The 21,932-nt window shown below is 70.9% G+C and carries 19 protein-coding genes and 3 pseudogenes; 14 read left to right on the forward strand and 8 right to left on the reverse strand.

Annotated elements, in window-relative coordinates; all coding sequences use genetic code 11:
* Nucleotides 1-2 precede the first annotated feature (2 nt).
* Nucleotides 3-758: an alpha/beta fold hydrolase gene (locus AB5J49_RS04990; protein ID WP_369167247.1), complete on the reverse strand. Its 756-nt coding sequence runs from the start codon at nt 756-758 to the stop codon at nt 3-5.
* Nucleotides 759-888: 130 nt separating this feature from the next.
* On the opposite strand from AB5J49_RS04990, the gene AB5J49_RS04995 reads away from it, so the two are divergent.
* From AB5J49_RS04995 to AB5J49_RS05010, 4 genes are all read left to right on the forward strand, one after another.
* Nucleotides 889-1,413 carry a PadR family transcriptional regulator gene (locus AB5J49_RS04995; protein ID WP_369167248.1) on the forward strand — a complete coding sequence of 175 codons (525 nt, stop codon included), beginning with the start codon at nt 889-891 and terminating at the stop codon, nt 1,411-1,413.
* A gap of 140 nt (nt 1,414-1,553) precedes the next feature.
* The gene (locus AB5J49_RS05000) at nt 1,554-1,850 is read left to right on the forward strand and encodes a hypothetical protein (RefSeq protein ID WP_369167249.1); all 297 of its coding nucleotides are present in this window, start codon (nt 1,554-1,556) and stop codon (nt 1,848-1,850) included.
* A gap of 135 nt (nt 1,851-1,985) precedes the next feature.
* Nucleotides 1,986-2,855 (forward strand): hypothetical protein, encoded by an 870-nt coding sequence (locus AB5J49_RS05005; protein WP_369167250.1) that lies wholly within the window; start codon nt 1,986-1,988, stop codon nt 2,853-2,855.
* A 393-nt stretch (nt 2,856-3,248) separates the two neighbouring features.
* Nucleotides 3,249-4,643 carry a tannase/feruloyl esterase family alpha/beta hydrolase gene (locus AB5J49_RS05010; protein WP_369167251.1) on the forward strand — a complete coding sequence of 465 codons (1,395 nt, stop codon included), beginning with the start codon at nt 3,249-3,251 and terminating at the stop codon, nt 4,641-4,643.
* A gap of 2 nt (nt 4,644-4,645) precedes the next feature.
* Here AB5J49_RS05010 and AB5J49_RS05015 read toward each other — a convergent pair whose 3' ends face one another.
* Complete coding sequence (locus AB5J49_RS05015; protein WP_062704261.1) at nt 4,646-4,828, reverse strand: hypothetical protein; 183 nt, start codon at nt 4,826-4,828, stop codon at nt 4,646-4,648.
* A gap of 291 nt (nt 4,829-5,119) precedes the next feature.
* Between AB5J49_RS05015 and AB5J49_RS05020 the strand changes: the two are divergent.
* Together AB5J49_RS05020 and AB5J49_RS05025 are read left to right on the forward strand one after the other, a co-directional pair.
* Nucleotides 5,120-6,586, forward strand: a pseudogene (locus AB5J49_RS05020) (SNF2 helicase-associated domain-containing protein); the annotation flags it as partial.
* 410 nt (nt 6,587-6,996) lie between these two features.
* Nucleotides 6,997-9,024, forward strand: coding sequence for an ATP-dependent DNA helicase (locus AB5J49_RS05025; protein WP_369167252.1), 2,028 nt, complete (start codon nt 6,997-6,999; stop codon nt 9,022-9,024).
* A gap of 281 nt (nt 9,025-9,305) precedes the next feature.
* Here AB5J49_RS05025 and AB5J49_RS05030 read toward each other — a convergent pair whose 3' ends face one another.
* The 3 genes from AB5J49_RS05030 to AB5J49_RS05040 form a co-directional block, all read right to left on the reverse strand.
* Complete coding sequence (locus tag AB5J49_RS05030; RefSeq protein WP_369167253.1) at nt 9,306-9,599, reverse strand: DUF1330 domain-containing protein; 294 nt, start codon at nt 9,597-9,599, stop codon at nt 9,306-9,308.
* A gap of 291 nt (nt 9,600-9,890) precedes the next feature.
* Complete coding sequence (locus AB5J49_RS05035) at nt 9,891-10,451, reverse strand: carboxymuconolactone decarboxylase family protein (RefSeq protein ID WP_369167254.1); 561 nt, start codon at nt 10,449-10,451, stop codon at nt 9,891-9,893.
* A 406-nt stretch (nt 10,452-10,857) separates the two neighbouring features.
* On the reverse strand, nt 10,858-11,226 hold the full coding sequence (locus AB5J49_RS05040) for a winged helix-turn-helix transcriptional regulator (protein WP_369167255.1): 369 nt from the start codon (nt 11,224-11,226) through the stop codon (nt 10,858-10,860).
* A 287-nt stretch (nt 11,227-11,513) separates the two neighbouring features.
* On the opposite strand from AB5J49_RS05040, the gene AB5J49_RS05045 reads away from it, so the two are divergent.
* Genes AB5J49_RS05045 through AB5J49_RS05055 form a run of 3 tightly spaced genes read left to right on the forward strand, consistent with a single transcriptional unit; the run spans nt 11,514 to nt 13,241 of the window.
* Entirely contained in the window at nt 11,514-12,137 is a 624-nt protein-coding gene (locus tag AB5J49_RS05045) for a nicotinate-nucleotide diphosphorylase (protein ID WP_369167256.1), read from the forward strand.
* A complete protein-coding gene (locus tag AB5J49_RS05050) occupies nt 12,040-12,399 on the forward strand; it encodes a hypothetical protein (RefSeq protein ID WP_369167257.1) in 360 nt (119 codons plus the stop codon). The genes AB5J49_RS05045 and AB5J49_RS05050 overlap by 98 nt, the downstream gene beginning before the upstream one ends.
* Nucleotides 12,387-13,241 carry a PhzF family phenazine biosynthesis protein gene (locus tag AB5J49_RS05055; protein ID WP_369167258.1) on the forward strand — a complete coding sequence of 285 codons (855 nt, stop codon included), beginning with the start codon at nt 12,387-12,389 and terminating at the stop codon, nt 13,239-13,241. The genes AB5J49_RS05050 and AB5J49_RS05055 overlap by 13 nt, the downstream gene beginning before the upstream one ends.
* Nucleotides 13,242-13,253: 12 nt before the next feature.
* Here the strand turns inward: AB5J49_RS05055 and AB5J49_RS05060 are convergent, their stop codons facing one another.
* Nucleotides 13,254-13,685: a LysR substrate-binding domain-containing protein gene (locus AB5J49_RS05060; protein WP_369167259.1), complete on the reverse strand. Its 432-nt coding sequence runs from the start codon at nt 13,683-13,685 to the stop codon at nt 13,254-13,256.
* A gap of 98 nt (nt 13,686-13,783) precedes the next feature.
* Between AB5J49_RS05060 and AB5J49_RS05065 the strand changes: the two are divergent.
* From AB5J49_RS05065 to AB5J49_RS05075, 3 genes and pseudogenes are all read left to right on the forward strand, one after another.
* A pseudogene (locus AB5J49_RS05065) lies at nt 13,784-14,674 on the forward strand (DEAD/DEAH box helicase); the annotation flags it as partial.
* Nucleotides 14,671-15,363: pseudogene (locus AB5J49_RS05070) on the forward strand (hypothetical protein). The pseudogenes AB5J49_RS05065 and AB5J49_RS05070, both read left to right, overlap by 4 nt.
* 250 nt (nt 15,364-15,613) lie before the next feature.
* Nucleotides 15,614-16,960, forward strand: a complete 1,347-nt coding sequence (locus AB5J49_RS05075; RefSeq protein WP_369167260.1) for an esterase-like activity of phytase family protein — start codon at nt 15,614-15,616, stop codon at nt 16,958-16,960.
* A 103-nt stretch (nt 16,961-17,063) separates the two neighbouring features.
* On the opposite strand, the gene AB5J49_RS05080 is transcribed toward AB5J49_RS05075, so the two are convergent.
* On the reverse strand, nt 17,064-17,324 hold the full coding sequence (locus tag AB5J49_RS05080) for a hypothetical protein (RefSeq protein ID WP_369167261.1): 261 nt from the start codon (nt 17,322-17,324) through the stop codon (nt 17,064-17,066).
* Between the two features lie 464 nt (nt 17,325-17,788).
* Entirely contained in the window at nt 17,789-18,955 is a 1,167-nt protein-coding gene (gene xylA / locus AB5J49_RS05085; RefSeq protein ID WP_369167262.1) for a xylose isomerase, read from the reverse strand.
* Nucleotides 18,956-19,158: 203 nt separating this feature from the next.
* On the opposite strand from xylA, the gene xylB reads away from it, so the two are divergent.
* Nucleotides 19,159-20,604: a xylulokinase gene (gene xylB / locus AB5J49_RS05090; protein ID WP_369167263.1), complete on the forward strand. Its 1,446-nt coding sequence runs from the start codon at nt 19,159-19,161 to the stop codon at nt 20,602-20,604.
* 14 nt (nt 20,605-20,618) lie between these two features.
* Nucleotides 20,619-21,833, forward strand: coding sequence for an ROK family protein (locus tag AB5J49_RS05095; protein ID WP_369167264.1), 1,215 nt, complete (start codon nt 20,619-20,621; stop codon nt 21,831-21,833).
* Nucleotides 21,834-21,932 lie beyond the last annotated feature (99 nt).

Below are 21,932 nucleotides of genomic sequence, written 5' to 3' on the forward strand. Positions count from 1 at the left end.
CCTCACCCCCGCCCGGCGACGGCCGCCACGAAGGCGTCGGGGCTGTCGAACATGACGTTGTGGCCGGCGCCGGGCACGGTCACCACGCGCACGCCCGCGGCCTCCAGTGCTTGCCTGCCGGGGAGTTCACCGCTGAGCTCGCCCTGAAGGAACACGCGGTCGATGGTCAGCCCCTCGAGGATGTCGCGCATGACCGGCTCGGAGCCTCGCCTCAGCCCCACGGCGCTGCGGTACAGGGCGCGCGGATCGGCCAACCGCATGGTCGCCGCCCACAACGGTCCGACCGCCTCCAGCACGCGCGCGTGCGCGCCGCCGACGAACTCCTCCTCCTCGTAGGCCGTGATCCACGCGCTCCCGGGACCGGGCGGAGGCGAGGCGTCGAGGTTGGCCTCGGTGAGGACCAGCCGGGAGACGAGGTCGGGCCGACGATGGGCGAGCACGATGGCGACGGAACCGCCCATGCTGTGCGCGACCAGCTCCGCACCGCTCACATCCGCCGCGTCGAGCGCCGCCGCGAGGGCGTCGGCGTGCTCCTCCAGCCGGTAGCCGAAGTTCTCGGGCCGGTCGCTGATGCCATGCCCCGGCAGGTCGACGAACAGGCTCCGCCGACCCGAGAGTTCGGGCCGAGCCGCGATATGCGCGTGGTACACGGAGGACACCGACCCCAGTCCGTGCACGTACACGCGCGCGGGCTCCTCCCCCGGCGTCTCCGTCCAGCGGATACAGCTGCCCATGCCGTCGAACTCGGCCTGCCTCATCGCGTTCTCCCTTGAAGCTTGGTCACCACTCCACGATATACTTCGCCACCGATGTATCAATAGATGGATGTACATCACCTCGAAGGTACTCCGTTGCAGATGTACACCGGATCTGAGCGAGAATGTGGGCATGCTGGAGCTCGCCATCCTCGGATTCCTCTACGACACCCCGCTCCACGGCTATGAGCTGCGCAAACGCATCGCAGCGCTGACGGGGCACGTGAAGCCGGTCGCCGAGAGCACGCTGTACCCCGCGATCAAGCGGCTGGAGAAGGCAGGCCTGCTGGCGCGCGCCACGGAACCGGGAGCCGTTGCCGCTCCACGTCACGTGCTGACGCTGACCGAAGCGGGCCGGCAGGAACTGCGCCACCGGCTCGCCGAGCCCGGCCCGCGCGACATCAGCGACGAGAACCGGTGGTTCACGGTGCTCGCTTTCCTCCGGCACCTGGACGACGCTGCAGCCCAGTCCGCCGTACTACGACGTCGGCTCACCTTCCTCGAAGAGCCGGCCAGCTTCTTCTACGACGGTGACCGGCCACTGCGCGCCGAGGAGCTGGACGATCCCTTCCGGCGCGGCATCCTGACCATCGCCCGGGCCACGTCCCGGGCCGAACTCACCTGGCTGCGCGAGACGATCGCCACACTCGGTGGCTGACCGGTCGATGCACCGTTCGGCCGGCCTTCGATCTCCCAGTTCTGCCGGGTGCCTTCTGCCGCCGAGGCTCCAACTCTACGTTGGTCAGGGGAAGATGGACGATCAATCAGAACAGGCACACAGGGGGAAGGCGGTTCATCATGTGGGGCAGGGTGCGCAAGTCGTATGCGAGTTTTCTCCGGTCCATGCGCACGGAGGCGGACAGCGACAGGAACAGGCAGACGCACAATCTGTTCGAGGCCGCCGCCGTGTATGTCTCGGCCCGCGCGGAGGACGACCAGGAGCAGATCGACGAGGCCTCCGGCTGGGTGTCTCCGGAGGCGCTGTCGTTCGGCGTGAGCGAGCTGGCGTGCCGGGCCGTCATCGCGCTCGCCCGGGAGCGCGACGAGTCGCCGCAGACCGTCGCCCGGTCGCTGCTCGGGCTCCCGGCGGCCTGACACCGCGGGCAATCGCGGTCGATTCGCCCCGTCCGGTCGGAAAACTGCAGCTCCGGGTGTGCCTGGGAGTCGTGACAAGCGGCTTCCGCTCGCACTAGGGTGCGCGCCGATGGACGAACCGAAGGGGAGGCTGGGATGGCCGGGACGGACGAGGAGGCCGTCGCCGCTGCGGACGATGCGCTCTATGTGCTCACGGCGGTGCTGCTGACGCCGGCGAAGTTCCCGAGCGTGTTGGGCGACGACTATCCGGAGGCCTGCGCGGCGCTCGGCCTCGCGCCGCTCGCCGACGGATACGGCCTGGTACTCGGCCAGGACGGCGAGGGCGCCCGATGGACGGTCGTCATCGACGACGTCTCCCTGGTCGCCGTCGCCATCGCCTCCTGGGACTGCGGCATGGAGTACGACCTGTCACCCGACGAACGCACGGTCGTGGCCGCGCTGCCCGGGTGGCCCCTCGCGGTCGCCGTCGCCGCCCCCAACGTGCCCGCGCCGCACGATCCCGACCCCGAGATCGCGGACGGTCCGCCGCTCGCGCCGCCCGACACGAGCGTGTGGGGGCCGCCCCAGCGGCGCCTGGGCGCCGACGAGATCGCGTTGCAGTGGGCGATGTGGCGGGAGCAGATCGACGACGCCGAGTTCGCGACGCCGGACGGTGCGTCGGACGCCACCGAGCCGGCGGCCGAGGGCGAAGGACAGCGCGAGGCCGAGAGGGGCACGCAGGGCGCGAGCCCGGGCGGCCGCAGCGGCATCCGGCGGGTCCTCGCCGAGGCACGCGCGTACGTGGACTCCCCGCCGCCCCTCGGCCGCGTCCGGTCGTCGTTCGCGCCGGGCGACGCGCGGACCCTGCGCGCGGACGGTCCCGGCTGGTCGCTCGTCGCCAGGACCGACGACATCGCGTTCGTCCTCCTCGACGACGAGCCCGGCGAGGTCCTGCCGGTGGGCCGCGGCCCTGAGCTGCCCGGGCTGCTGGAAGCGCTCGACAAGATGGCCGTACGCCCCAGCTGAGCCCCACGCCGGGGCAGACTGCAACGGGCCGCGGCCTGGGGCACCCGCCGGGCGTCCGGCACTGCCTCGGTTTCCGGCACGGTTACGGCTTCCGGCACGGGTGCGGTTACGGCTTCCGGCACGGCTGCGGTGTCCGGAGCGTCCAGGGAACGCCGGGAGGGCGTTCCCCGCACCCCGTGTCCGCAGTCGTCAGCCTCACGAAGAGGCGCCGGGCCTCCTCTCCCCACTTGCCTTGGGACACCTGGGCAGTGGCGTGTCTCGGGGGCCCATCTGGCGGCGGCGTTCCATGTGGCCCCAGCCCATGGAAGGCGCGGAGCCAGGGGCGCACCATGAGCCAGCCTTCGCGGCTCCGCTCTCTCTGCTGCCCTCGTCTCCCCCCTCCCAGGAGGCCTCATGCGCCCGTCCCAAGGTCTTCCGTTCGTCGCCGCCACGCTGCTGACCGCCGCCCTCACCTGGCCGACGCCCGCAACGGCCACGGCAGTTGACGAGCACCACTGCTCTCGTGAGGAGCGCCTGCACGTACCGGGCGCGGCCTTCCAGCAGAGCGCCTGCCTCCCGGATCTGACCACGACGGGACTCGCCGGCACGCCCTACACCGACATGGCCGACCAGGCCGGGCTGACGGCACGGGGCACCCGGACACCGGCCGGGGTTCCCGGGATCCAGATCGACGGCTACTTCCCGGACTCCTCTCGCTTCAACGCCACACACGGCCTGCGTCACGACGCACAGTTCGTGATCCGGCTGCCGGACCGCTGGAACGGCGGACTGGTCGTCACCGGAGCCCCCGGCACCCGCAGGCAGTACGCGACGGACACGGCGATCTCCGACCAGGTGCTCGCAATGGGTTACGCCTACGCGGCGACCGACAAGGGCAACAACGGCGCCGACTTCTACCGCGACGGCAAGCGGCCCGGTGACGCGGTCGCCGAGTGGAACGCACGGACCACCCAGATCACCCGGGCCGCCCGCAAGGCAGTGGCCCAGCGCTACGGGCACGCTCCTCGCCGTACGTACATGACCGGCCTCTACAATGGCGGGTATCTCACCCGCTGGCAGTTGGAGAACCATCCCGAGCTGTACGACGGCGGCGTGGACTGGGAGGGCACCCTGTGGACCGCGGACGGCCCCAACCTGCTCACCTCCTTGCCGGTGGCAGTGGCACGCATGCTCGGCTCCGCACAGGACGAGGACCTGTACACGGTCGGTTTCGCGCGCGGCTCCGAGTTTCTGTGGCCCTACCACGAGCGGGCCTACTGGGGAGTCACGCAGAAGATCTACCGCGCCGAGTTCGACCCGGCGTACGACCCCGGCTGTCCCGGCCCATCCGCCGGGACCACCCCGGAACAGATCCTGGCACCGTGCGCATCAGACGCCTCGTACGACTACGCGTCGCGTCCGGCCTCCGTCCGCCGCGCCGTCACCCGCGTGGCGCTGACGGGGCGCATCGGCAGACCGCTGATCACGCTGCACGGCGACCTGGACGCGCTGCTGCCGAAGGCCACCGACTCGGACGTGTACGCGCGCATGGTCGACGCGAGCGGGCGGGGGCCGGTGCACCGCTATTTCACGATCGCGGGCGGCACGCACGTCGACGGGCTGTACGACACCCATCCCGACCGGCTCCGGCCGATCCTGCCCTGCTACCGGTCGGCGTTCGACGCACTCGTGTCATGGGTGGAGCGTGGCACTCCACCGCCCGCGGACCGTACCGTCGGCAGGCCCGCGAGCGGCGATGTACTCAACTCCTGCGCGCTGTCCACCCCGGTTGCTCCGGCGGCCGGGTGAGGTCAGCGACCGAGCTCCTTGCGCGTGGCGCGGCGCAGCCTGCGCCGCTGTGACGGATCGAGCGTGAGGTAGGCGGCGGCCGGGACTCCCAGGACTATCAGGAGCGCGGCCCACCAGGGCAGCCAGATCAACAGGATGAGACCGGCCGCCACACCTCCTGCGGCGATCTTCGCGTTCTTCGACATGTGCGTCGCCTCCTTCGCGGCCACTGCCGCTCTCTGACCTGAAAACGGGTCCGCGCTTCCAACGGTTCCGAACCGCGACCCTGAGACGACCCTGAGGTGCGGCCCCTACTGGTCGCGGAGATCCGGTCACATCCGATGTGCGGTCGACGCGCCGGGCTCCGCACAGAGGAGATACCCATGTCGACCGGTGCGTGACCCAGGTCACGAGGTGAGCTTGCCGGATGGGTTGTCGAGATGCTGTACCCTCGGCCACTCGACCCGAGTAGTCAAATTTGAGGAGTGCTGCAGAGCGTGCCGAGGCTTCCCGAGGCAACACCGTCCGAGATCTCCGAACTGGCCTGCTGCCGAGCCGTTTTCGTACCCGGCGATCCGGCCCGCACCGGCCGGGTCGCCTTCTGGCGAACCGACGGCGTCGCTGTTCCGCTCGTCGCGTCCGGACCCGTCGAGGAGCTGGCCGTCGCCCTGCCCGGCGAGGACGGGGTCGAGCTGGTGAACGTGCCGGCCGTCGTGCTCCCGGTGCGCACCGCCCTGCCTGTGCTCACGCGTGCGCGTGCCTCCGCGCGGGCTCCCCGAGCGGCCGCGTTCTGGGGCACGGCCGCCGTGCTGGCCCTGCAACTCGTGGCACGCGGCCTGCTGCTGCCCGGCCTCTCGGCCGACGACCATGACGCCTGGCGCGCCGGCCCCCTGCGCCCGGAGGACGTCGAACGCATCCGCGCTCTTGCCGCCGCGATGCCGCCCGAAGCACACGCCGTGCCACTGGAGGGCGTCGAGCCACTGAGGCTTCCGGACCCGGAGCGACTGCTGCGGGCCTTCCTGGACGCGGTCGCCGACGCGCTTCCCCGCTCCCCCGCGGCCGCGCTCGTGACGGGCGCACCCGCCTACGCGGCTCAGGAGCCGCAGCACCTGCCCGGACAACGTGCGTGGGCCACCGCTGTCGCCTCCGGCCACGACACGGGCGTACGGCTCTCCCTGCGGCTGGAGGTCCCCGGCCTCGCCGCGCCGACGGAGGATGACACAGGGCTGTCGTTCCGGGCCGTGCTGCAGGTGCACAGCGTGAGTGATCCGACGCTGGTGGCCGATGCGGGCGACGTGTGGGCGGGATCCGGCGCCTTCGGCCCGCGCGCGCGGATGGACGCCCTGCTGGCGCTTCGCCGGGCCGCGCGGGCCTGGAATCCGCTCACGCCATTGCTCTCGGCCGCCGTGCCGGACGCCGTGGAACTCGCCGACGAGGAGGTGACCGACCTCCTGGGAGAGGGCACCCGAGCCCTCGCCGGCGCCGGCGTCGACGTGCACTGGCCCAAGGCGCCGGCCCGCACACTGACCGCCCGCGCGGTGATCGGTCCACCGGACGGCGAGCCCGCGCACGCGCCCGGCAGGGTCGCCTCGGACACGCCGTCGTTCCTGTCCGCCGACGCGTTGCTCGCCTTCAACTGGTGGTTCGCGCCGGGCGACCAGCGGCTCACACGCGAGGAGCTGGACCGCAAGGTGACGCCCATCGACGCGCTCGGCGCCGCTCTGACGGGCTCCACCGAAGTGGACGGCCGCCAGATCGAGGTGCGGCCCACAGGGTGGCCGGCGGCGCTGCGCGAACGCCTTGTGGACCCCGAGGGACAGGAGCCGGTGGGTCAGCCAGCCGCCCTCGCGGCGGCGCTGCGGGACTACCAGCGGCGTGGCCTGAGTTGGCTGGTCCGGATGACGTCCCTGGGCCTGGGCTGCTGTCTGGCCGACGACACGGGCCTCGGCAAGACGATCACGCTCAACTTCCCTGTCACGTCAGCATGTTGAGTCGTTGAGGTCCGGCATCCGGGCCGCACACGGCGGCGGTGACACGACCCAACTCGCCGCGTCGCACAACCGGGTCACGGCGGCCGCCGGTGTCCGCATGTGGAATGCAGGCCAGCCCCGTCCCGGCCTGTGACGCGACCACGCACCTTTCCCGTGGATTCACTGCCTTTCCCGTGCACGGGAAAGCATCACCGACATTCAAGGAAAACGACGGAATGCATGACACGAAGTGCGGTCAGCCGTAAAGACATAGACGCAACAAGTAAGTCAAGACTCACCTTTAGGGAACTTTGGCCGTATGGTGCGGCTCGAATCGAAGGAGTCCCTTGTTGTCAAACATAAATGATTCTGCCGTGCGTGCGGTTGAATCGGAGCAAGGTTACGTGTCCTCATTGTATGAGTTGCTCACCGAGCGGATTTCCGAGGCGCGAGCGAACCGGGCGAGTGTGTTGAAGGCCCCGGCGGACGGCGCCGGCGAGGCGTACGAGAGAGAGATCGCCGCCGACCGTCTGACCAAGGAGATCGGCCGACTGGAAGGCGCCGAGAAGGGGCTGGTCTTCGGGCGCATCGACTGGACGGACGGCACGGCCCTGCGCATCGGGCGGATCGGACTGCACACGGAGGCGGACGAACTGCCGCTGCTCGTGGACTGGCGCGCGAACGCCGCGCGGCCCTTCTACGAGGCGACACCGGTCCACCCGATGGATCTGCGGCGGCGCCGGCACCTGCGCCTCGAGGAGCGCACGGTCGTCTCGGTGAGCGACGAACTGCTCGACGGGACCGCCCCGACCGACGAAGACGTCGTGGGGGACGGCCCGTTGACCGAGGCTCTGTCGGCACGGCGTACGGGCAGGATGCACGCGGCCGTCGCGACGCTGCAGGCCGAGCAGGACGAGATCGTCCGCTCCGCCCACCGCGGGGTGACCGTGGTGCAGGGCGGGCCCGGCACCGGCAAGACGGTGGTCGCCCTGCACCGGGCGGCCTACGTCCTGTACGCGTTCCCGCGCGCCGCGGAGGAGGGCGTCCTCGTGGTGGGCCCCAACGCCCGTTTCCTCGACTACATCTCCCAGGTCCTTCCCTCGCTCGGGGAGAACGACGTCGATCTGGCGACCTGTCAGGAACTGGCCGGAGTGTCCCCGGACGCGGTGGACCCGTTCGACACGGCGCGCCTCAAGGGCGGCCTGGGCCTCGCCGACGCCCTGGCCGGCCTGCTGCGAGACCACCAGGCCCCCGCCGGTGACTTCACCGTCCGGGTCGGGCAGGAACTGGTCCACCTGTCCGAGAAGGAGGTCGCCACTGCACGCGCCGCCGCCCTGGCGGCCACATCCGGCCACAACCCCGCGCGCCAGGCGTTCAAGGAACTCCTGGTCGACGCCGTCACCGACGCGATGCAACGGGACATGGGCGACCTCCTGGAGCAGATCGACGCCGATGCCGAGCAGATGACGGGCCTGAACCTTGACCGGTTCACGGGGGTCGCCCAGCGCCGTGCCGAGGGCGCCGCCGACCCGGGTCCGGTCCACGAGCTGGACCTGGACGCCATCGGGGCCGATCTCCTCGACGACGCCGGTGTCGACCGGGCGGTCGAGGCGCTGTGGCCGAGGCTGGTACCCGGCGACCTAGTGAAGGCACTGCTGACGGATGCCGACGCCCTGGCCGAGCGCCTGCCGACCCTGACCCCGCAGGAGCGGTCCCTTCTCCTGCGTGCCCCGGACGCCCCGTGGACCGATGCGGACGTGCCGTTGTTGGACGAGGCGGCGAGCCTGGTCGACGGCCCGCCCGAGCGGACGTACGGGCACGTCGTCGTCGACGAGGCGCAGGAACTGACCGCCATGCAGTGGCGGATGATCGTCCGCCGCTGCCCGGCGAGGGCGATGACGCTGGTGGGTGACTTCGCCCAGTCGGGCCCGGCCACGACGGCACGCGACTGGAAGGAAGCCCTGAGCCCGCATGTCGGGACGCGGTTCAGACTGCACGACCTGACGGTCAGTTACCGCACCACGCAGGAGATCCTGGAGAGCGTCCGGGACCTGCTCGCGCGGATCGCTCCGGACCAGCGGCCCACACGGTCACTGCGCAGCGGTGAGAGCCCGCGCACCGTGACCACTCATGGGGACGGGTTGGTCACCGCCGTAGTGGAGGAACTGCGCGCTCAGAGCACCGCGCAGCCGGACGAACTCCTGGGAGTGATCTGCGCGGACACCCGGGTGAACCAGTTGACGGCTCACGGTATCGCCGACCACGCACGCATTGTGCCCGCGTCCGAAGCACGTGGCCTCGAGTTCGACGGGGTCGTCGTCCTGAACCCCGAGGAGATCATCACGGCCCGCCCCGGCGGGGAGAGGGACCTGTACGTGGCCCTGACCCGGGCTACCAAACGCCTGTGCACCATCACCACCCAGCCCGCATGATGGCGCGGCGCCCGCGTGGTCGCCGCGGGCGCACAAGTGCCCCAACGCGCCGTCAACGTGCGCACTGGTGTAGCCCTGGCCTCCCTGCTCAGCCTGATGTCCTGCCTTCCGGCGTGCGTCGTCCAACGAGAGAGCCAGCTACCGGGTTCCTGCAGACTGAGACCGACCGAGTCTGCGACCTGTTCTACCCGTCCGAGGGGTTCACCTCGGACGGGTAAGGCTTGCCCCGCAATCGACGAGGCCAGCGGGGCCGCCAGCCGGCCCGAACGTCATTGCGCCGGTCAGTCGATGCCTTCGACGATGCGGAAGTCGCGCTCGACGGCGTCGGAAAGGGTGGCCAGTGCCTCCTGGTATGCCGCGCTCTCGCGTGCCGCGACCGCCTGTTCAAAGGTGTCGAACTCGATCAGGATGGTGCGCTCGGCGATTCCGGCGTCGTGGGCGACGACCCGACCGCCGCGGATGAGCACCCGCCCGCCCCCGGCCTGGACGGCCGCACGGGCCAGCTTGTTGTAGGCGGCCAGCTTCTCGGGGTCGGAAATGGTGCGGTAGACGCTGACCCAGTAGCCCTTGGCCATGGAAACCTCCTGTGTTCGGACAAGCGTGCCAGGCTTCGAGTCGACACTCAGATTGATCGGCCCCGGCGACGGATCACCGGGCATTTCAGAGGGCGGTTCGCAAGGGACTGGCTGATTGTGGTGTGCTGTCGAGATGAGACGATTTCTCAGTTGGCGATGGAGCCCTGCCTACAACTCGTACCAATCGCTCAGTTCACCAGGCATCCCTGTCTGGATGAAGTCGTGAACGATGTCCCGCCCAAGCCGCCCTCGCTCTACATCTGGCCGACTCAGCGTGAAGTTGGAAAGGGCTCACTGCGCCGGGAACGGGGCACCCCAGGGCTCTTCCTCCAGGAGGAGCCCGTTGGCCAGGTAGCTGATGGTTCGGTACCAGCCGGCCAGCACGAGGAACTCCAGGAGTTGGGCGTCTTCGTAGTGGACGCCCAGGGAATCCCAGGCGGGTTGTGAGAGTTGTGCTGTGTCGTGCAGTTCGTCGACGGCGTTGAGCAGTGCCGCATGACGAGGCAGCCACGCGGTGTTGGCTGCGACGTCGATGTCGGTGGTGGCCCGGAGCTGCTCCTGGCTCAGTCCGGCCTGCTGGGCGAGGGTCGCGGCGTGTACCCCCCATTCGTAGGCGCAGCCGGTGCGTGCGGTTACTCGGGCGATGATGATCTCGCGGTCGATGGCGGGAAGAAGTCCGTGGCCCAGCAGGCCGCCCCCCAGGGCGAACATGCGTGAGGCCAGTTCCGGGTTGCGGTGCAGTACCCGGAACAGTGTGAGCGGCTCGTGTGTCACGCCGGGAGGCATCCATCGGCGCAGTGCCTGGTCGATGGCCGCGGGATATGGCGGGGCGAGCGGTTCGATGCGCGGCATGGACACCTCCTGCTTCGGTTTTCGAATCACTATGATGCTTCGAAACCCGAAGCGCAAGGAGTAGGCATGGAAGCCAGAACGCGTCGGCCGGGCTCACCGGTACGTGGGTCCTATTCAGGGCGCCCAGCCATGGCTGCACTCGATCCGCTCGGTCGACGCTGGACGCTGCGCATCCTGGGGTAACTGAGCCAAGCCCCGGCAGGCTTCCGGGAGTTGCAGCGTTTCCGGGAGTTGCAGCGCCGTTGTGAACGCATGTCATCGAGCGTGCTCAGCACCCGGCTGGGCGAGGTGACCGGCGCCCGCGTGCTCACTCTGCACGGCGACGCCTATCACCTCACCCGGCTTGGCGAGGAGCTAGGTGCCGACGGAGCTTCCGAGCGCGCTGTCAGCCCAGGCCGCGCGGGCGTCAGCCGGCATTACCCGTCTCGGGCGCCCCGTCGCCCCCGGCGGCGGGATGCGAGGCGCCGTCGGCGGGCCGCTCGCTGTCGCGGTGCGCCGGTTGCGGGTCGAGCGTCGCCGCCCAGCGCTCCGACCACTGGACGAGGGGGCCGAGTGCGAGGCAGGCATCCCGCCCCAGTGGAGTGAGCTCGTACCGGCTGTCGGGTAGTTGGTGAACGACGTGGGCATCCAGCAGTTCGGTCAGGCGCTGCCGCATCACGCTGGAGGACATGTCGTCGCACTGCTTCTGCAGGGGGCGGAACCCAAGGGGGCCCCCGCGCAGCTCCCAAAGGATGCGCAGGCTCCACCGCCGTCCGAACAGGTCGAGTGCGGCCATGAGGGGGCGACCGGTGGTCGAACCACGAACTGGCTTGCCGGGTTGTGGGGTTGGCATGGCGTGGAGTCCAGCCTCCAAGGTTGATGCTTCGGATTCCGAAACGCTACCATCGGCGATCGCTTCGGAAAACGAAACAAAGGGGCCCGTCGTGGTAACCGCCCACCCGCGTCGCCCCGCACCGTGCGCTGCGGAATCCCACGATCACCGCCTGGGAGCACTACCTGCGCTGCAGCTGCGTCAGTGGTGGTGACCGCCAGGCTCAACGCCCACTCAGAGATGGAGACCAGATGACCACGAGACGGTTTCCCTCGGCTGCGGGACGAACCGCCGTCGCCGTCGCCCTGGCCGAGGACGCCTTGGGGAGGGACATCACCACCGCGTGGAGTGTTTCCGAAGACCTGGCGGCCACGGCCGAAGTCCGCACCCGGCAGAGCGGCATTGCCGCCGGCCTCCCCGCGGTCGCCGAGGTCTTCGCGCAGGTCGATCCCGAGGTCGAGATCGAGGCGAGCGTCGCCGACGGCGCCCGGCTGACCGACGGCGACGTCCTGTTGCGCCTGTCCGGTCCGGCGCGCAGCCTGATCACCGGCGAGCGCACGGCGCTGAACTTCCTGCAACGCCTGTGCGGCATCGCGACACTGACCGACCGCTACGTCCAGGCCATGGCCGCGACCAAGACCCGCATTCTGGACACCCGCAAGACGGCACCGGGCCTGCGTGCCCTCGACAAGTACGCGGTGACCGTCGGCGGTGGCCGCAACCACCGGCTCGACCTAGGCCCTGCTCAAGGAGAACCACATCGCCGCGGCGGGCGGGGTGACCGCAGCGATCGAGGCGGTCCGCCGCGGGATGGCACGTACCGGGCAGACGGGGGAGGTCGATGTCGAAGTGCAGACCGTGACAGAAGCTGCTGAGGCGCTCGATGCCGAGGCCCGCTGGATCATGCTCGACAACATGCCGTTGGCCGACATCGAGCAGGTGGTGAAGATCCGGGCCGGACGGGCAGACGCTCCCCGGATCCTGCTGGAGGCCTCGGGTACCGTCCGCCTGGACAGTGTCCGCGCCATCGCCGAAACGGGCGTCGACCTCATCTCGGTCGGAGCGTTGACACACAGCGCGCCCGCACTCGACTTGACGATGCTGGTGACCACCGGCCCGGTGCCATGCCCGAGGTAGCGATCGTCGACGCGTGTCAGCGACAGCACAGGGGTGGCAGCCCGACCGCCGTTCTGGACGACGCGCCGCTGACCGACGAGGAACGACGCCGTGTTCCCACGGAGTTGGGAACGTCGCACGCCGTCTTCCTCCGCACGACCGGAACCGAGCGCGCCCATCCGTCGTACACCCTCCGGTTCTTCACCGCCGCAGGCGAACTGCCCGCCTGCGGCCACGGCACCGTCGCCGCCCTCGCACTGCTCGCCGAACGTGAAGGCGGCGACGACTACTGCGCCGTCCTGCGGACGACCCACCGCAGCTTCGACGGCCGGGCCACCCGAAACGGTGACAGCCTGACAGCATCGTTCGATCCAGGCCCGGTCAGCCTGAGCGACGCCCAAGGGCCCGAACTGGAGGCGATCGCACACGGCCTCGGACTGCCCGAGGACGCAGTCGCCAGGGACGTCTGTGTGGCGTCGAACGGGCGGCCGAGGCTTCTGCTGCCCGTCCGGTCCCGCGCCGTGCTGGCCGAACTCACCCCGGACTTCACCCTGCTGCGCGCAGCCTGCGACCGCCACGGTCTGCTGGGCTGCTACGCCTACTCGCTCCCGGACCGGCACGGCCGGGCGGCAGCCCGGATGTTCGCGCCGTCGATCGGAGTCCCCGAGGACATCGCCAACGCCAACAGCACGGCCTGCCTGGCCGCGCACGCGGCCGGATCCGGTACGGACCGCCTCATCGTCGACATGGGCGACCACCTCGGCTGCCCGTCGACCATCACAGCAACCGTTCACCACGACGGCGTGGAGCACCGAATCCGGGTCGGCGGCCAAGCGACGATCGCGCGAACGGTCGTGCGCTGAGGCATGCGGTACTCAGGGCCGGTCAGGCCGCGTGCCGAGCAGAGCCACCCACGGGCTGTCGGCCGGTGCGGCCAGGACGAAGCGTTCGTGCGGTGCGTCGGGCGGGAGCGGACGCCAGGCCATTCCCACCTCGGCGCCGACGGTGTCCCGGGGCCGCAGCGCGACCAGGTTCGGGCTGCTCCGCAGGTGGCGGCAGTACAGGGCGTGATTGTGGCCGTCGACGCTCCGCAGACGGGGCGTCCAGCCCCGTTTGGCCAGGTGTCCCAGGACACCCTCGGAGGAATTCGGATTGCGACTGCTCGGGAACCATAAAAGCTCCTGGTCCGCGAGTTCCGCCCAGGACAAGACGCAGTGACCCGTCAGGGAATGGTCAGGGCGCAGCACCACGCCCAACGGTCGGTCGGCCAGAGTCCGCGGGGCCAGGCCGTCCTCATCCCGGAACACACGCATCACCCCGAAGGAGAGAGCGCCGGTGCGCAGCAGGCCAGCTGCTCCGGTGAGTCCGCTTCGTCGAATTCGATCTTCAGCCGCTGTTCCCCGGCGGCCTGCTGGGCCGCCTCGGCACCTTCCGCGCGCGCTACGCGCAGGCCGTCGAGGGCGGTCACGATCCGGCCGCCGCAGAACGCCTCGCACGGCTCGTGATGCCCTTCCTGCTGCGCCGGCACAAGTCGGATCCTGAGATCGCGCCGGAGCTGCCGCCGAAGACGGAGACCGACCGTGCCGTGTCCCTCACCACGGAACAGGCGGGTCTGTACGAGGCCGTGGTCCGCGAGACCTCGCGGAGATCGCCGGAGCCGACAGCATGGCCCGGCGTGGTTTGAACGTGAAGCTCCTGACGGGTCTGAAGCAGATCTGCACCACCCGGCGCAGTTCCTCAAGGAGGAGCGGCCGAGGATCGTCGGACGCTCGGGGAAGCCGGAACTGCTGGACGAGCTGCTCGACACCATCCTCTCCGAGGGGTCGAGCGTCCCGGTCTTCACACAGTACGTGCGCATGGGACGCCTCATCGAACAGCATCTGGCGGCTCGCGGCATGCCTTCGCAGTTCCTGCATGGCGGAACGCGTCTGGCCGAGCGGGAGTCCCTGGTGCGGCGCTTCCAGGACGGTGAAGTGCCCGTCTTCCTGCTGTCGTTGAGGCGGCGGGCACCGGCCTGAACCTCACCCGCGCCGAGCATGTCGTGCGCTACGACCGCTGGTGGAACCCCGCCGTCGAGGCGCAGGCCACGGACCGCGCGTACCGCATCGGCCAGACCCGGCCCGTGCAGGTGCACCGACTGATCGCCGAAGGGACCATCGAGGACCGTATCGCCGACATGCTGAGCCGTAAGCGGGAACTGGCCGACGCGGTGCTCGGCGCCGGCGAGGCGGCGCCGACGGAGCTGACGGACGCGGAGCTGGCCGATCTGGTGGAACTGCGAGGGGGCATTCGATGACTCGACACGACGGTGACATGGATCGCACGTTCGCCGCGCTGCCGCCCGCACACGGGCGAGGGTTCGCACAGACATGGTGGGGCCAGGCCTGGCTGAAGGGCTGGAGGAGACGGCGCTGGACTCGGAGCAGCTGAAGGCCGGCCGCAGGCTCGCGCGCGCGGGAGCGGTCGGTGCGGTGTCGGTGCGCCCGGGACGCATCACCGCCGTCGTGCAGGGCCGCGACCGTACGGCGCACCGGGCCGACGTGCTGCTGGAGGAGCTGACCGGCGAACAGTGGGACCGCTTCCTGGACATGGCCGTCGAGCGGGCCGGCCATGTCGCCGCGCTGCTCGACGGCTCCGGGCGCGGCCGCGAGGGGCTGGCGGTGGCCCGTCCGCGCCTGGCGCCTCGGGGGCGTCGCCGCGCTGTCCGTGCTCGACGAGGAGTGGAGCGTCGCGGGCGAGAGCCTCGCACGCGCGCGTGCCGCCCTGGACTCGGCCTGGGACGAGGACGAACAGCCGTCGCTGCGGGCGCAGGGCAACCAGTGGACGGTCATCGGTACGCCGAGCCAACTGCGCCTGGGACGGGACGGACGCTGGTGGCCCCACCGCGAGGAACGCGGCCGCTGGGTTCCGGCCGGGGGCCCTGCGCAGGATCCGGCAACGGCGTTGGCTTCGGCACAGCTTGCGACCGAGGAGGAGCAGCCGTAGGGCATGCCCGGCGGCCCCGACGAGGGTGACTGGCCCTGATCGGGGCCGCCGGCTGCCCTCCACCTTCACAGCGACGCTCCTGGCGAACGGGCCTGGCTGCTGGGAGAGTTCAGCCCTGTGGGAGCGACACGACAGCAAGACGTCGGTTCGACGAGTGGCCGTCGTCGCGCATTCACCTCAAGGTCGTGCGGCGTTCCGTGCAGGCTCCAAATCTGGCCGGTGTCAGCGAACTTGCTTCTCAGGAGGCCCGATGTCCCCGCACGCCACCGGCAGGCGCCGCGCTCACCGTTCCGTTGCCGGGGGCGTACCCGTCGCAGTGATCGCGGCGCTCCTGGCCGCCGGGCCCGCCGCCGGCGCCGGGGGCAAGGACGGCCACGCACACGTCGTGCGCACGGCGACGCTCGGCGATATCCCGCTCGGCGCGTTCAGCAACGCGCTGCTGCCCGGCACCGTGGACGACGACCGGGGTGTGGACCTGGGCGGCATCGGCAGCGACATCTACCCGGCGGGCCGTAAGGGCGAGTTCTGGACGGTCACCGACCGTGGCCCCAACGGTCAGATCAAGGTGGACGGCACGAAGCGCCGTACGTTCCCCGTTCCGGGATTCGATCCGGCGATCGTGAAGATCCGGCTGACCGGAGGCACCGTGAGGGTGCTGGCCGCGATCCCGATCACGACCGCTTCCGGGATGCCCGTCACCGGGCTGCCGAACCAGGAGGGGCGCGACGAGGCGCCGTACTCCTACGACGCTCGGATCCCTGTGAGGTACAACCCGAACGGGCTGGACACCGAGGGCATCGTGCGGGCCGCCGACGGGAGTTTCTGGCTCGTCGACGAGTACGGGCCCTCCCTTGTTCACGTCTCCGCGCGCGGGAAGGTCCTCGCCCGCTACGTTCCCGAGGGACTCGGTCTCACCGGCACGGGCTACCCGGTGGTGGAGGCACTGCCGTCCGTCCTGCTGCACCGGAAGATCAACCGCGGCTTCGAAGGGCTCGCCCAACTGCCCGGCGGCGACCTGGTGATGGCTGTGCAGAGCCCGCTGTCCCTGCCGGACACGGGGGCCGGGGAGACGTCACGCACCACGCGGCTGCTGCGGTTCTCGCCGAAGAAGAAGGCGGTCACCGCGGAGTACGCGTACCGCTTCGACCCGGTGAACGTGGTGGACCCGAGCGAGGACGACACCTCCGAGCTGAAGATCTCGTCGGTCATGGCCGTGGGCGGGAACCGGTTGCTGGTCGAGGAGCGCACCGACAAGGCCGCGCGGCTGCAGCTGGTGCGCCTGGACCACGTCGCTAACATCCTCGGCGGCACGTGGGACGACGACACGACGTCTCCGTCGCTCGAGCAGCTCGACGACCCGGCGGCCTCGGGTGTGCCGGTGCTGCCCAAGAAGCTGGTCGTCGACCTGGGCACGGTCGCCGGTGTCCCCGGGAAGATCGAGGGCGTCGCGCGCGTGGACCATGACACGCTCGCCCTCATCAACGACAACGACTTCGGGATGACGGACGGCGCGGGCGCCTTCGACGCGCAGGGCCGGCTGATCGACAGTGGTGTGGAGACGTCGGTGGTCTACGTGCGGTTGCCGCGCGGCAACTGACGGCCGACTCGAGACACCTTGCTCGCGTGTGGCACGCGCGCGTGGCGACTGCGGAGCGCCACGCACGCGTACCGCGCTCATCCACAGCCCGCCGGTGCCGTGACTACGGCAGCTCGTCCGCCAGCGACGGGATCAGCGATTCGAGATCGCTCGGAAAGCCGCTGGGCAGTTCGGTGGGGAACCCGGACGGCAGCGATGTCGGCAGCTCGCTAGGCAGCTTGCTGGGGAGCTCGGTCGGGATGCTGAAGGACGGCCTGGGCGAGCCGCTCGTGCTGCTCTCGGCGGGCGGGGTCTCGTCGGGTGAGTCGTCGCTTCCCGAGGCCATCAGGACGACTGCCACGACGGCTCCGACGACCACGATCACGGCGAGCAGGATGAAGAGCGGATTCCGCCGACGCCCCGGTCCACCGCCTCCCTGGGGCGATTCCGGTGGCGGCCAGCCACCGTACGAGGGCGGGCCGCTGTCACCCGGGGGCGGACCGTAGCCTCCAGGGGGCCCGTATCCGGTTGTGGGCTCATGGCCGCCTCCTGTCCCCTGTCCGGGGCCGAAGCCTCCAGGAGGCGGACCGAAGCCGCCCGGAGGCGGCGTGTCACCCGGCGGTCCGGGCGGCTGAGGCGGTACGGGCGGCATGGCCATACCGTCAAGGGTCGCCTCGCATCGGTCAGGACGCGACCCCCACACGGGAGTTGATACGGACCCACGCCTTGGATCGCATGATTCCGGAACATTCCGCGCGGAGACCGGTCAACAACCCGTACCGCGTGTGACCGGTTCCCTCGACGGGCGGTCACACGCGGCAAGGCGGCGTCGGGCACGCGCGCGTGGCCTCAGCCGCGGGCGCCCAGCAGGTGGTCCATCGCCAGCTGGTCGAGGCGCTCGAAGGCCATCCCGCGCGCGGCGGTCGCCTCGACGTCGAACTCCTCGAAGGCCGAGCGGTCCGCGAGCAGCGCCTTGAGGCCGTCCGCCGCCGTCGGCTGTGCCAGTTCGTCCAGGCGCGAGGCGCGCAGCGCCTCCTGGACCTCCGGGTCGGCGCGGAAGGCGGCCGAACGCTCCTTCAGGATGAGGTAGTTGCGCATGCAGCCCGCGGCCGACGCCCACACGCCGTCGAGGTCCTCGGTCCGCGGCGGCTTGAAGTCGAAGTGCTTCGGGCCCGCGTAACCGGCGCTCTCCAGGAGGTCGACCAGCCAGAACGCGGAGCGCAGGTCGCCGGCGCCGAAGCGCAGGTCCTGGTCGTACTTGATGCCGGACTGGCCGTTGAGGTCGATGTGGAAGAGCTTGCCCGCCCACAGCGCCTGCGCGATGCCGTGCGGGAAGTTGAGCCCGGCCATCTGCTCGTGGCCGACCTCCGGGTTGACGCCGTACAGCTCGGGGCGCTCCAGGCGCTCGATGAACGCCAGCGCATGACCGACGGTCGGCAGCAGGATGTCGCCGCGCGGCTCGTTCGGCTTGGGCTCGATCGCGAACTTCAGGTCGTAGCCCTGGGAGGTGACGTACTCGCCGAGAAGGTCGAAGGCCTCCTTCATGCGGTCGAGAGCGACGCGCACGTCCTTGGCGGCGCCGGACTCGGCGCCCTCACGGCCACCCCAGGCGACGTAGGTCTCGGCACCCAGTTCGACCGCGAGGTCGATGTTGCGGATCGTCTTGCGCAGGGCATAGCGGCGCACGTCACGGTCGTTGGCGGTGAACGCGCCGTCCTTGAAGACGGGGTGGGTGAAGAGGTTGGTGGTGGCCATCGGCACCTTCATGCCGGTCGCGTCGAGGGCCTCACGGAAGCGCTTGATGTGCGCCTCGCGCTCGGTGTCCGAGGACCCGAAGGGGATCAGGTCGTCGTCGTGGAAGGTGACGCCGTGGGCGCCGAGCTCGGCCAGGCGCTGCACCGTCTCGACCGGGTCGAGGGCACGGCGGGTGGCGTCGCCGAAGGGGTCCCGTCCCTGCCAGCCGACAGTCCACAGGCCGAAGGTGAACCTGTCCTCAGGGGTGGGCTGGTAGCTCATGCCGCGGCTCCTTGCTTACGGACGACTGCTTGCTACGACTCGCTACGACTATTTCGTCATGGCGGTTTACAAATTAGTATGCCGACGCGTCCCTGGGAAGGGACAAGATGTCCCTGAAGGGGTGAGGACCGGGTCGTGATCATCCGGGGCACCCTGGAAACAGCAGGTCAGATCCCGCAGAGCCGGGGAAAAGGGAGAGCCCGATGTCAGCAGCCGAGGGTCCGCTCGTCGTCGGCGTGGACACGTCCACCCAGTCCACCAAGGCGCTGGTCGTCGACGCGTCGACCGGGCAGGTCGTCGCGAGCGGCCAGGCACCGCACACGGTGTCCTCCGGGGCGGGCCGCGAGAGCGACCCGCGCCAGTGGTGGGACGCCCTGTGCGAGGCGCTGCGCCAGTGCGGCGACGCAGCGCACGAGGCCGCCGCGGTGTCGATCGGCGGGCAGCAGCACGGCCTGGTCACGCTGGACGAGCGGGGCGAGCCGGTACGCCCCGCTCTGCTGTGGAACGACGTACGCTCGGCGCCGCAGGCCCGCCGCCTGACCGAGGAGCTGGGCGGCGCGAAGTTCTGGGCCGAGCGCACCGGCTCCGTCCCGGCCGCCTCCTTCACGGTCACGAAGTGGGCCTGGCTGGCCGAGAACGAGCCGGAGGCCGTCCGGGCCACCAAGGCCGTACGCCTCCCCCACGACTACCTCACCGAACGCCTCACGGGGCAGGGCACCACCGACCGCGGTGACGCCTCCGGTACGGGCTGGTGGGCGTCGGGGACGGAGTCGTACGACGACGAGATCCTCGCGCGCGTGGGGCTCGATCCGGCGCTGCTGCCCCGTGTGGTCCGGCCGGGCGAGGTCGCGGGCACCGTGCGCGACAGCCACGACCTGCCGTTCTCCAAGGGCACCCTGGTCGCCCCCGGCACCGGCGACAACGCCGCCGCCGCGCTGGGCCTCGGGCTGCGTCCCGGCATGCCCGTGCTGAGCCTCGGCACGTCGGGCACGGTGTACGCCGTGTCAAAGCGGCGCCCCGCCGACCCGACCGGCACCGTGGCGGGCTTCGCCGACGCGCACGGCGACTGGCTACCGCTGGCCTGCACCCTGAACTGCACGCTCGCCGTGGATCGCCTCGCGACTCTGCTGGGCCTCGACCGCGAGGCCGTGGAACCGACCACCGCCCTCACGCTCCTGCCCTACCTGGACGGCGAACGCACCCCGAACCTGCCGAACGCCTCCGGTCTCCTGCACGGCCTGCGCCACGACACGACCGCCGGCCAGCTCCTGCAGGCCGCCTACGACGGTGCCGTCCACGCGCTGCTCGGCGCACTGGACCTGGTCCTGGACGAGGACGCGGACCGCTCGGCCCCACTGCTGCTGATCGGCGGCGGCGCCCGTGGCACGGCCTGGCAGGAGACCGTACGGCGGCTGTCGGGGCGCCCGGTGCAGGTCCCCGAGGCCAAGGAACTGGTCGCGCTCGGTGCGGCGGCCCAGGCGGCGGGCCTGCTGACCGGCGAGGATCCGGCCGCGGTCGCCCGACGCTGGAACACCACGCGTGGGCCGGTGCTCGACGCCGTGGAACGGGACGAGGAGACGCTGACCAGGATCAGCGGGGTACTCTCCGACGCGGCCCCGCTGCTTCAGCGGGGCCCCGAATCTCACTGAGGACGGACGGAGGCATGACCGCACCGCTGCACGAGGCCCACCCGGCCGGCCCCGGCCGGGCGCTGCCCAACACCCAACAGGGCATGCGCCGCCGCAACCTCGCGCGGGTCATGCACACCGTGAGTGCCGAGGGGCCGCTCTCGCGGGCCGCCGTCGCCTCCCACATAGGCCTGACCCGAGCCGCGGTGTCCACGCTCGTCGACGAGCTGATCCGCTCGGGACTGCTGGAGGAACTCGGTCCCGAGCGGCCCGGCCGGGTGGGCCGTCCCGGGTCGGCGCTGGCCGTCAGCGGGCACGGACCAGCCGGGATCGGCGCGGAGATCGGTGTCGACCACCTCGCCGTCTGCGCGGTCGATCTGCGCGGCAAGGTGCGGTCCAGGGCGGTGCGGCACGGCGCGAACCGCGGCCGGGCCCCCGAACCGGTCATCGAGGAACTGACCGAGCTGTTGCGCCAGGTTCTCGCCGAGGCCGAGCGCGAAGGGCTGTGGCCCGCCGGGCTGGCGGTCGCGGTGCCGGGTCTGGTCGCGCGGGACGCCCGTACGGTCGTACGCGCGCCGAACCTCGACTGGCGCGACACGGACCTCGGTGCTCTGCTGCCGGTGGACTTTCCGCTCACCGTGGGCAACGAGGCCAACTTCGGCGCACTCGCCGAGCTCTGGCTCGGCGACGGAACCGCGCGTGACTTCCTGCACGTGTCGGCGGAGATCGGCATCGGTGCGGCAGTCGTGGTGGACGGCGGGCTGCTGCATGGAACCCGTGGTTTCGCCGGCGAGTTGGGGCATGTACCGGTCCAGCCGGACGGGCCCGAGTGCCCGTGCGGGGGGCGGGGGTGTCTGGAGCAGTACGCCGGTGAGGAGGCGGTGCTGCGTGCGGCAGGTCTGGAGTCGGACGAGGACCGCGTCGGGCTGCTCGCCGGGCGTGCCGCCGAGGGCGACGAGGACGTACGGCGGGCCCTGCGCGACGCGGGAACGGCGCTCGGCGTCGCGCTGACGGGCGCGGTCAATCTGCTGGACCCCGAGAGCGTGGTGCTGGGCGGCGCGCTGGCCGGGCTCGCGCCCTGGCTGCTGCCGTCGCTGGAGGCCGAGCTGGACCGGCGCACCGCGGGGGCCGCCTGTCCGGTGTCCGTGTCGCGGCTGGGTCCCGAGGGGCCGTTGTTGGGGGCCGCGCACTCTGTGGTGCGAGCGGTCCTGGACGATCCGGTGGCGGTGGCCGTGGCGGAACAGGCCTGACCCCAGGCCGAGTTCACTCGTGTGAGTGAGCGAGTTATCCACAATCCCACGGCTGTCCACGGAAACCCGGCGCACTCTTCTGCCCAACCCGCCCGCGCC

Source organism: Streptomyces sp. R28, assembly GCF_041052385.1.
Classification (GTDB): Bacteria; Actinomycetota; Actinomycetes; order Streptomycetales; family Streptomycetaceae; genus Streptomyces.

Bases quoted from the DNA above. Each gene is read 5' to 3' on its own strand.
- AB5J49_RS04990 (WP_369167247.1), bottom strand. From the start codon at position 758: ATGAGGCAGGCCGAGTTCGACGGCATGGGCAGCTGTATCCGCTGGACG.
- AB5J49_RS04995 (WP_369167248.1), top strand. From the start codon at position 889: ATGCTGGAGCTCGCCATCCTCGGATTCCTCTACGACACCCCGCTCCAC.
- AB5J49_RS05000 (WP_369167249.1), top strand. From the start codon at position 1,554: ATGTGGGGCAGGGTGCGCAAGTCGTATGCGAGTTTTCTCCGGTCCATG.
- AB5J49_RS05005 (WP_369167250.1), top strand. From the start codon at position 1,986: ATGGCCGGGACGGACGAGGAGGCCGTCGCCGCTGCGGACGATGCGCTC.
- AB5J49_RS05010 (WP_369167251.1), top strand. From the start codon at position 3,249: ATGCGCCCGTCCCAAGGTCTTCCGTTCGTCGCCGCCACGCTGCTGACC.
- AB5J49_RS05015 (WP_062704261.1), bottom strand. From the start codon at position 4,828: ATGTCGAAGAACGCGAAGATCGCCGCAGGAGGTGTGGCGGCCGGTCTC.
- AB5J49_RS05030 (WP_369167253.1), bottom strand. From the start codon at position 9,599: ATGGCCAAGGGCTACTGGGTCAGCGTCTACCGCACCATTTCCGACCCC.
- AB5J49_RS05035 (WP_369167254.1), bottom strand. From the start codon at position 10,451: ATGCCGCGCATCGAACCGCTCGCCCCGCCATATCCCGCGGCCATCGAC.
- AB5J49_RS05040 (WP_369167255.1), bottom strand. From the start codon at position 11,226: ATGGCCGCACTCGACCTGTTCGGACGGCGGTGGAGCCTGCGCATCCTT.
- AB5J49_RS05045 (WP_369167256.1), top strand. From the start codon at position 11,514: ATGACCACGAGACGGTTTCCCTCGGCTGCGGGACGAACCGCCGTCGCC.
- AB5J49_RS05055 (WP_369167258.1), top strand. From the start codon at position 12,387: ATGCCCGAGGTAGCGATCGTCGACGCGTGTCAGCGACAGCACAGGGGT.
- AB5J49_RS05075 (WP_369167260.1), top strand. From the start codon at position 15,614: ATGTCCCCGCACGCCACCGGCAGGCGCCGCGCTCACCGTTCCGTTGCC.
- xylA (WP_369167262.1), bottom strand. From the start codon at position 18,955: ATGAGCTACCAGCCCACCCCTGAGGACAGGTTCACCTTCGGCCTGTGG.
- xylB (WP_369167263.1), top strand. From the start codon at position 19,159: ATGTCAGCAGCCGAGGGTCCGCTCGTCGTCGGCGTGGACACGTCCACC.
- AB5J49_RS05095 (WP_369167264.1), top strand. From the start codon at position 20,619: ATGACCGCACCGCTGCACGAGGCCCACCCGGCCGGCCCCGGCCGGGCG.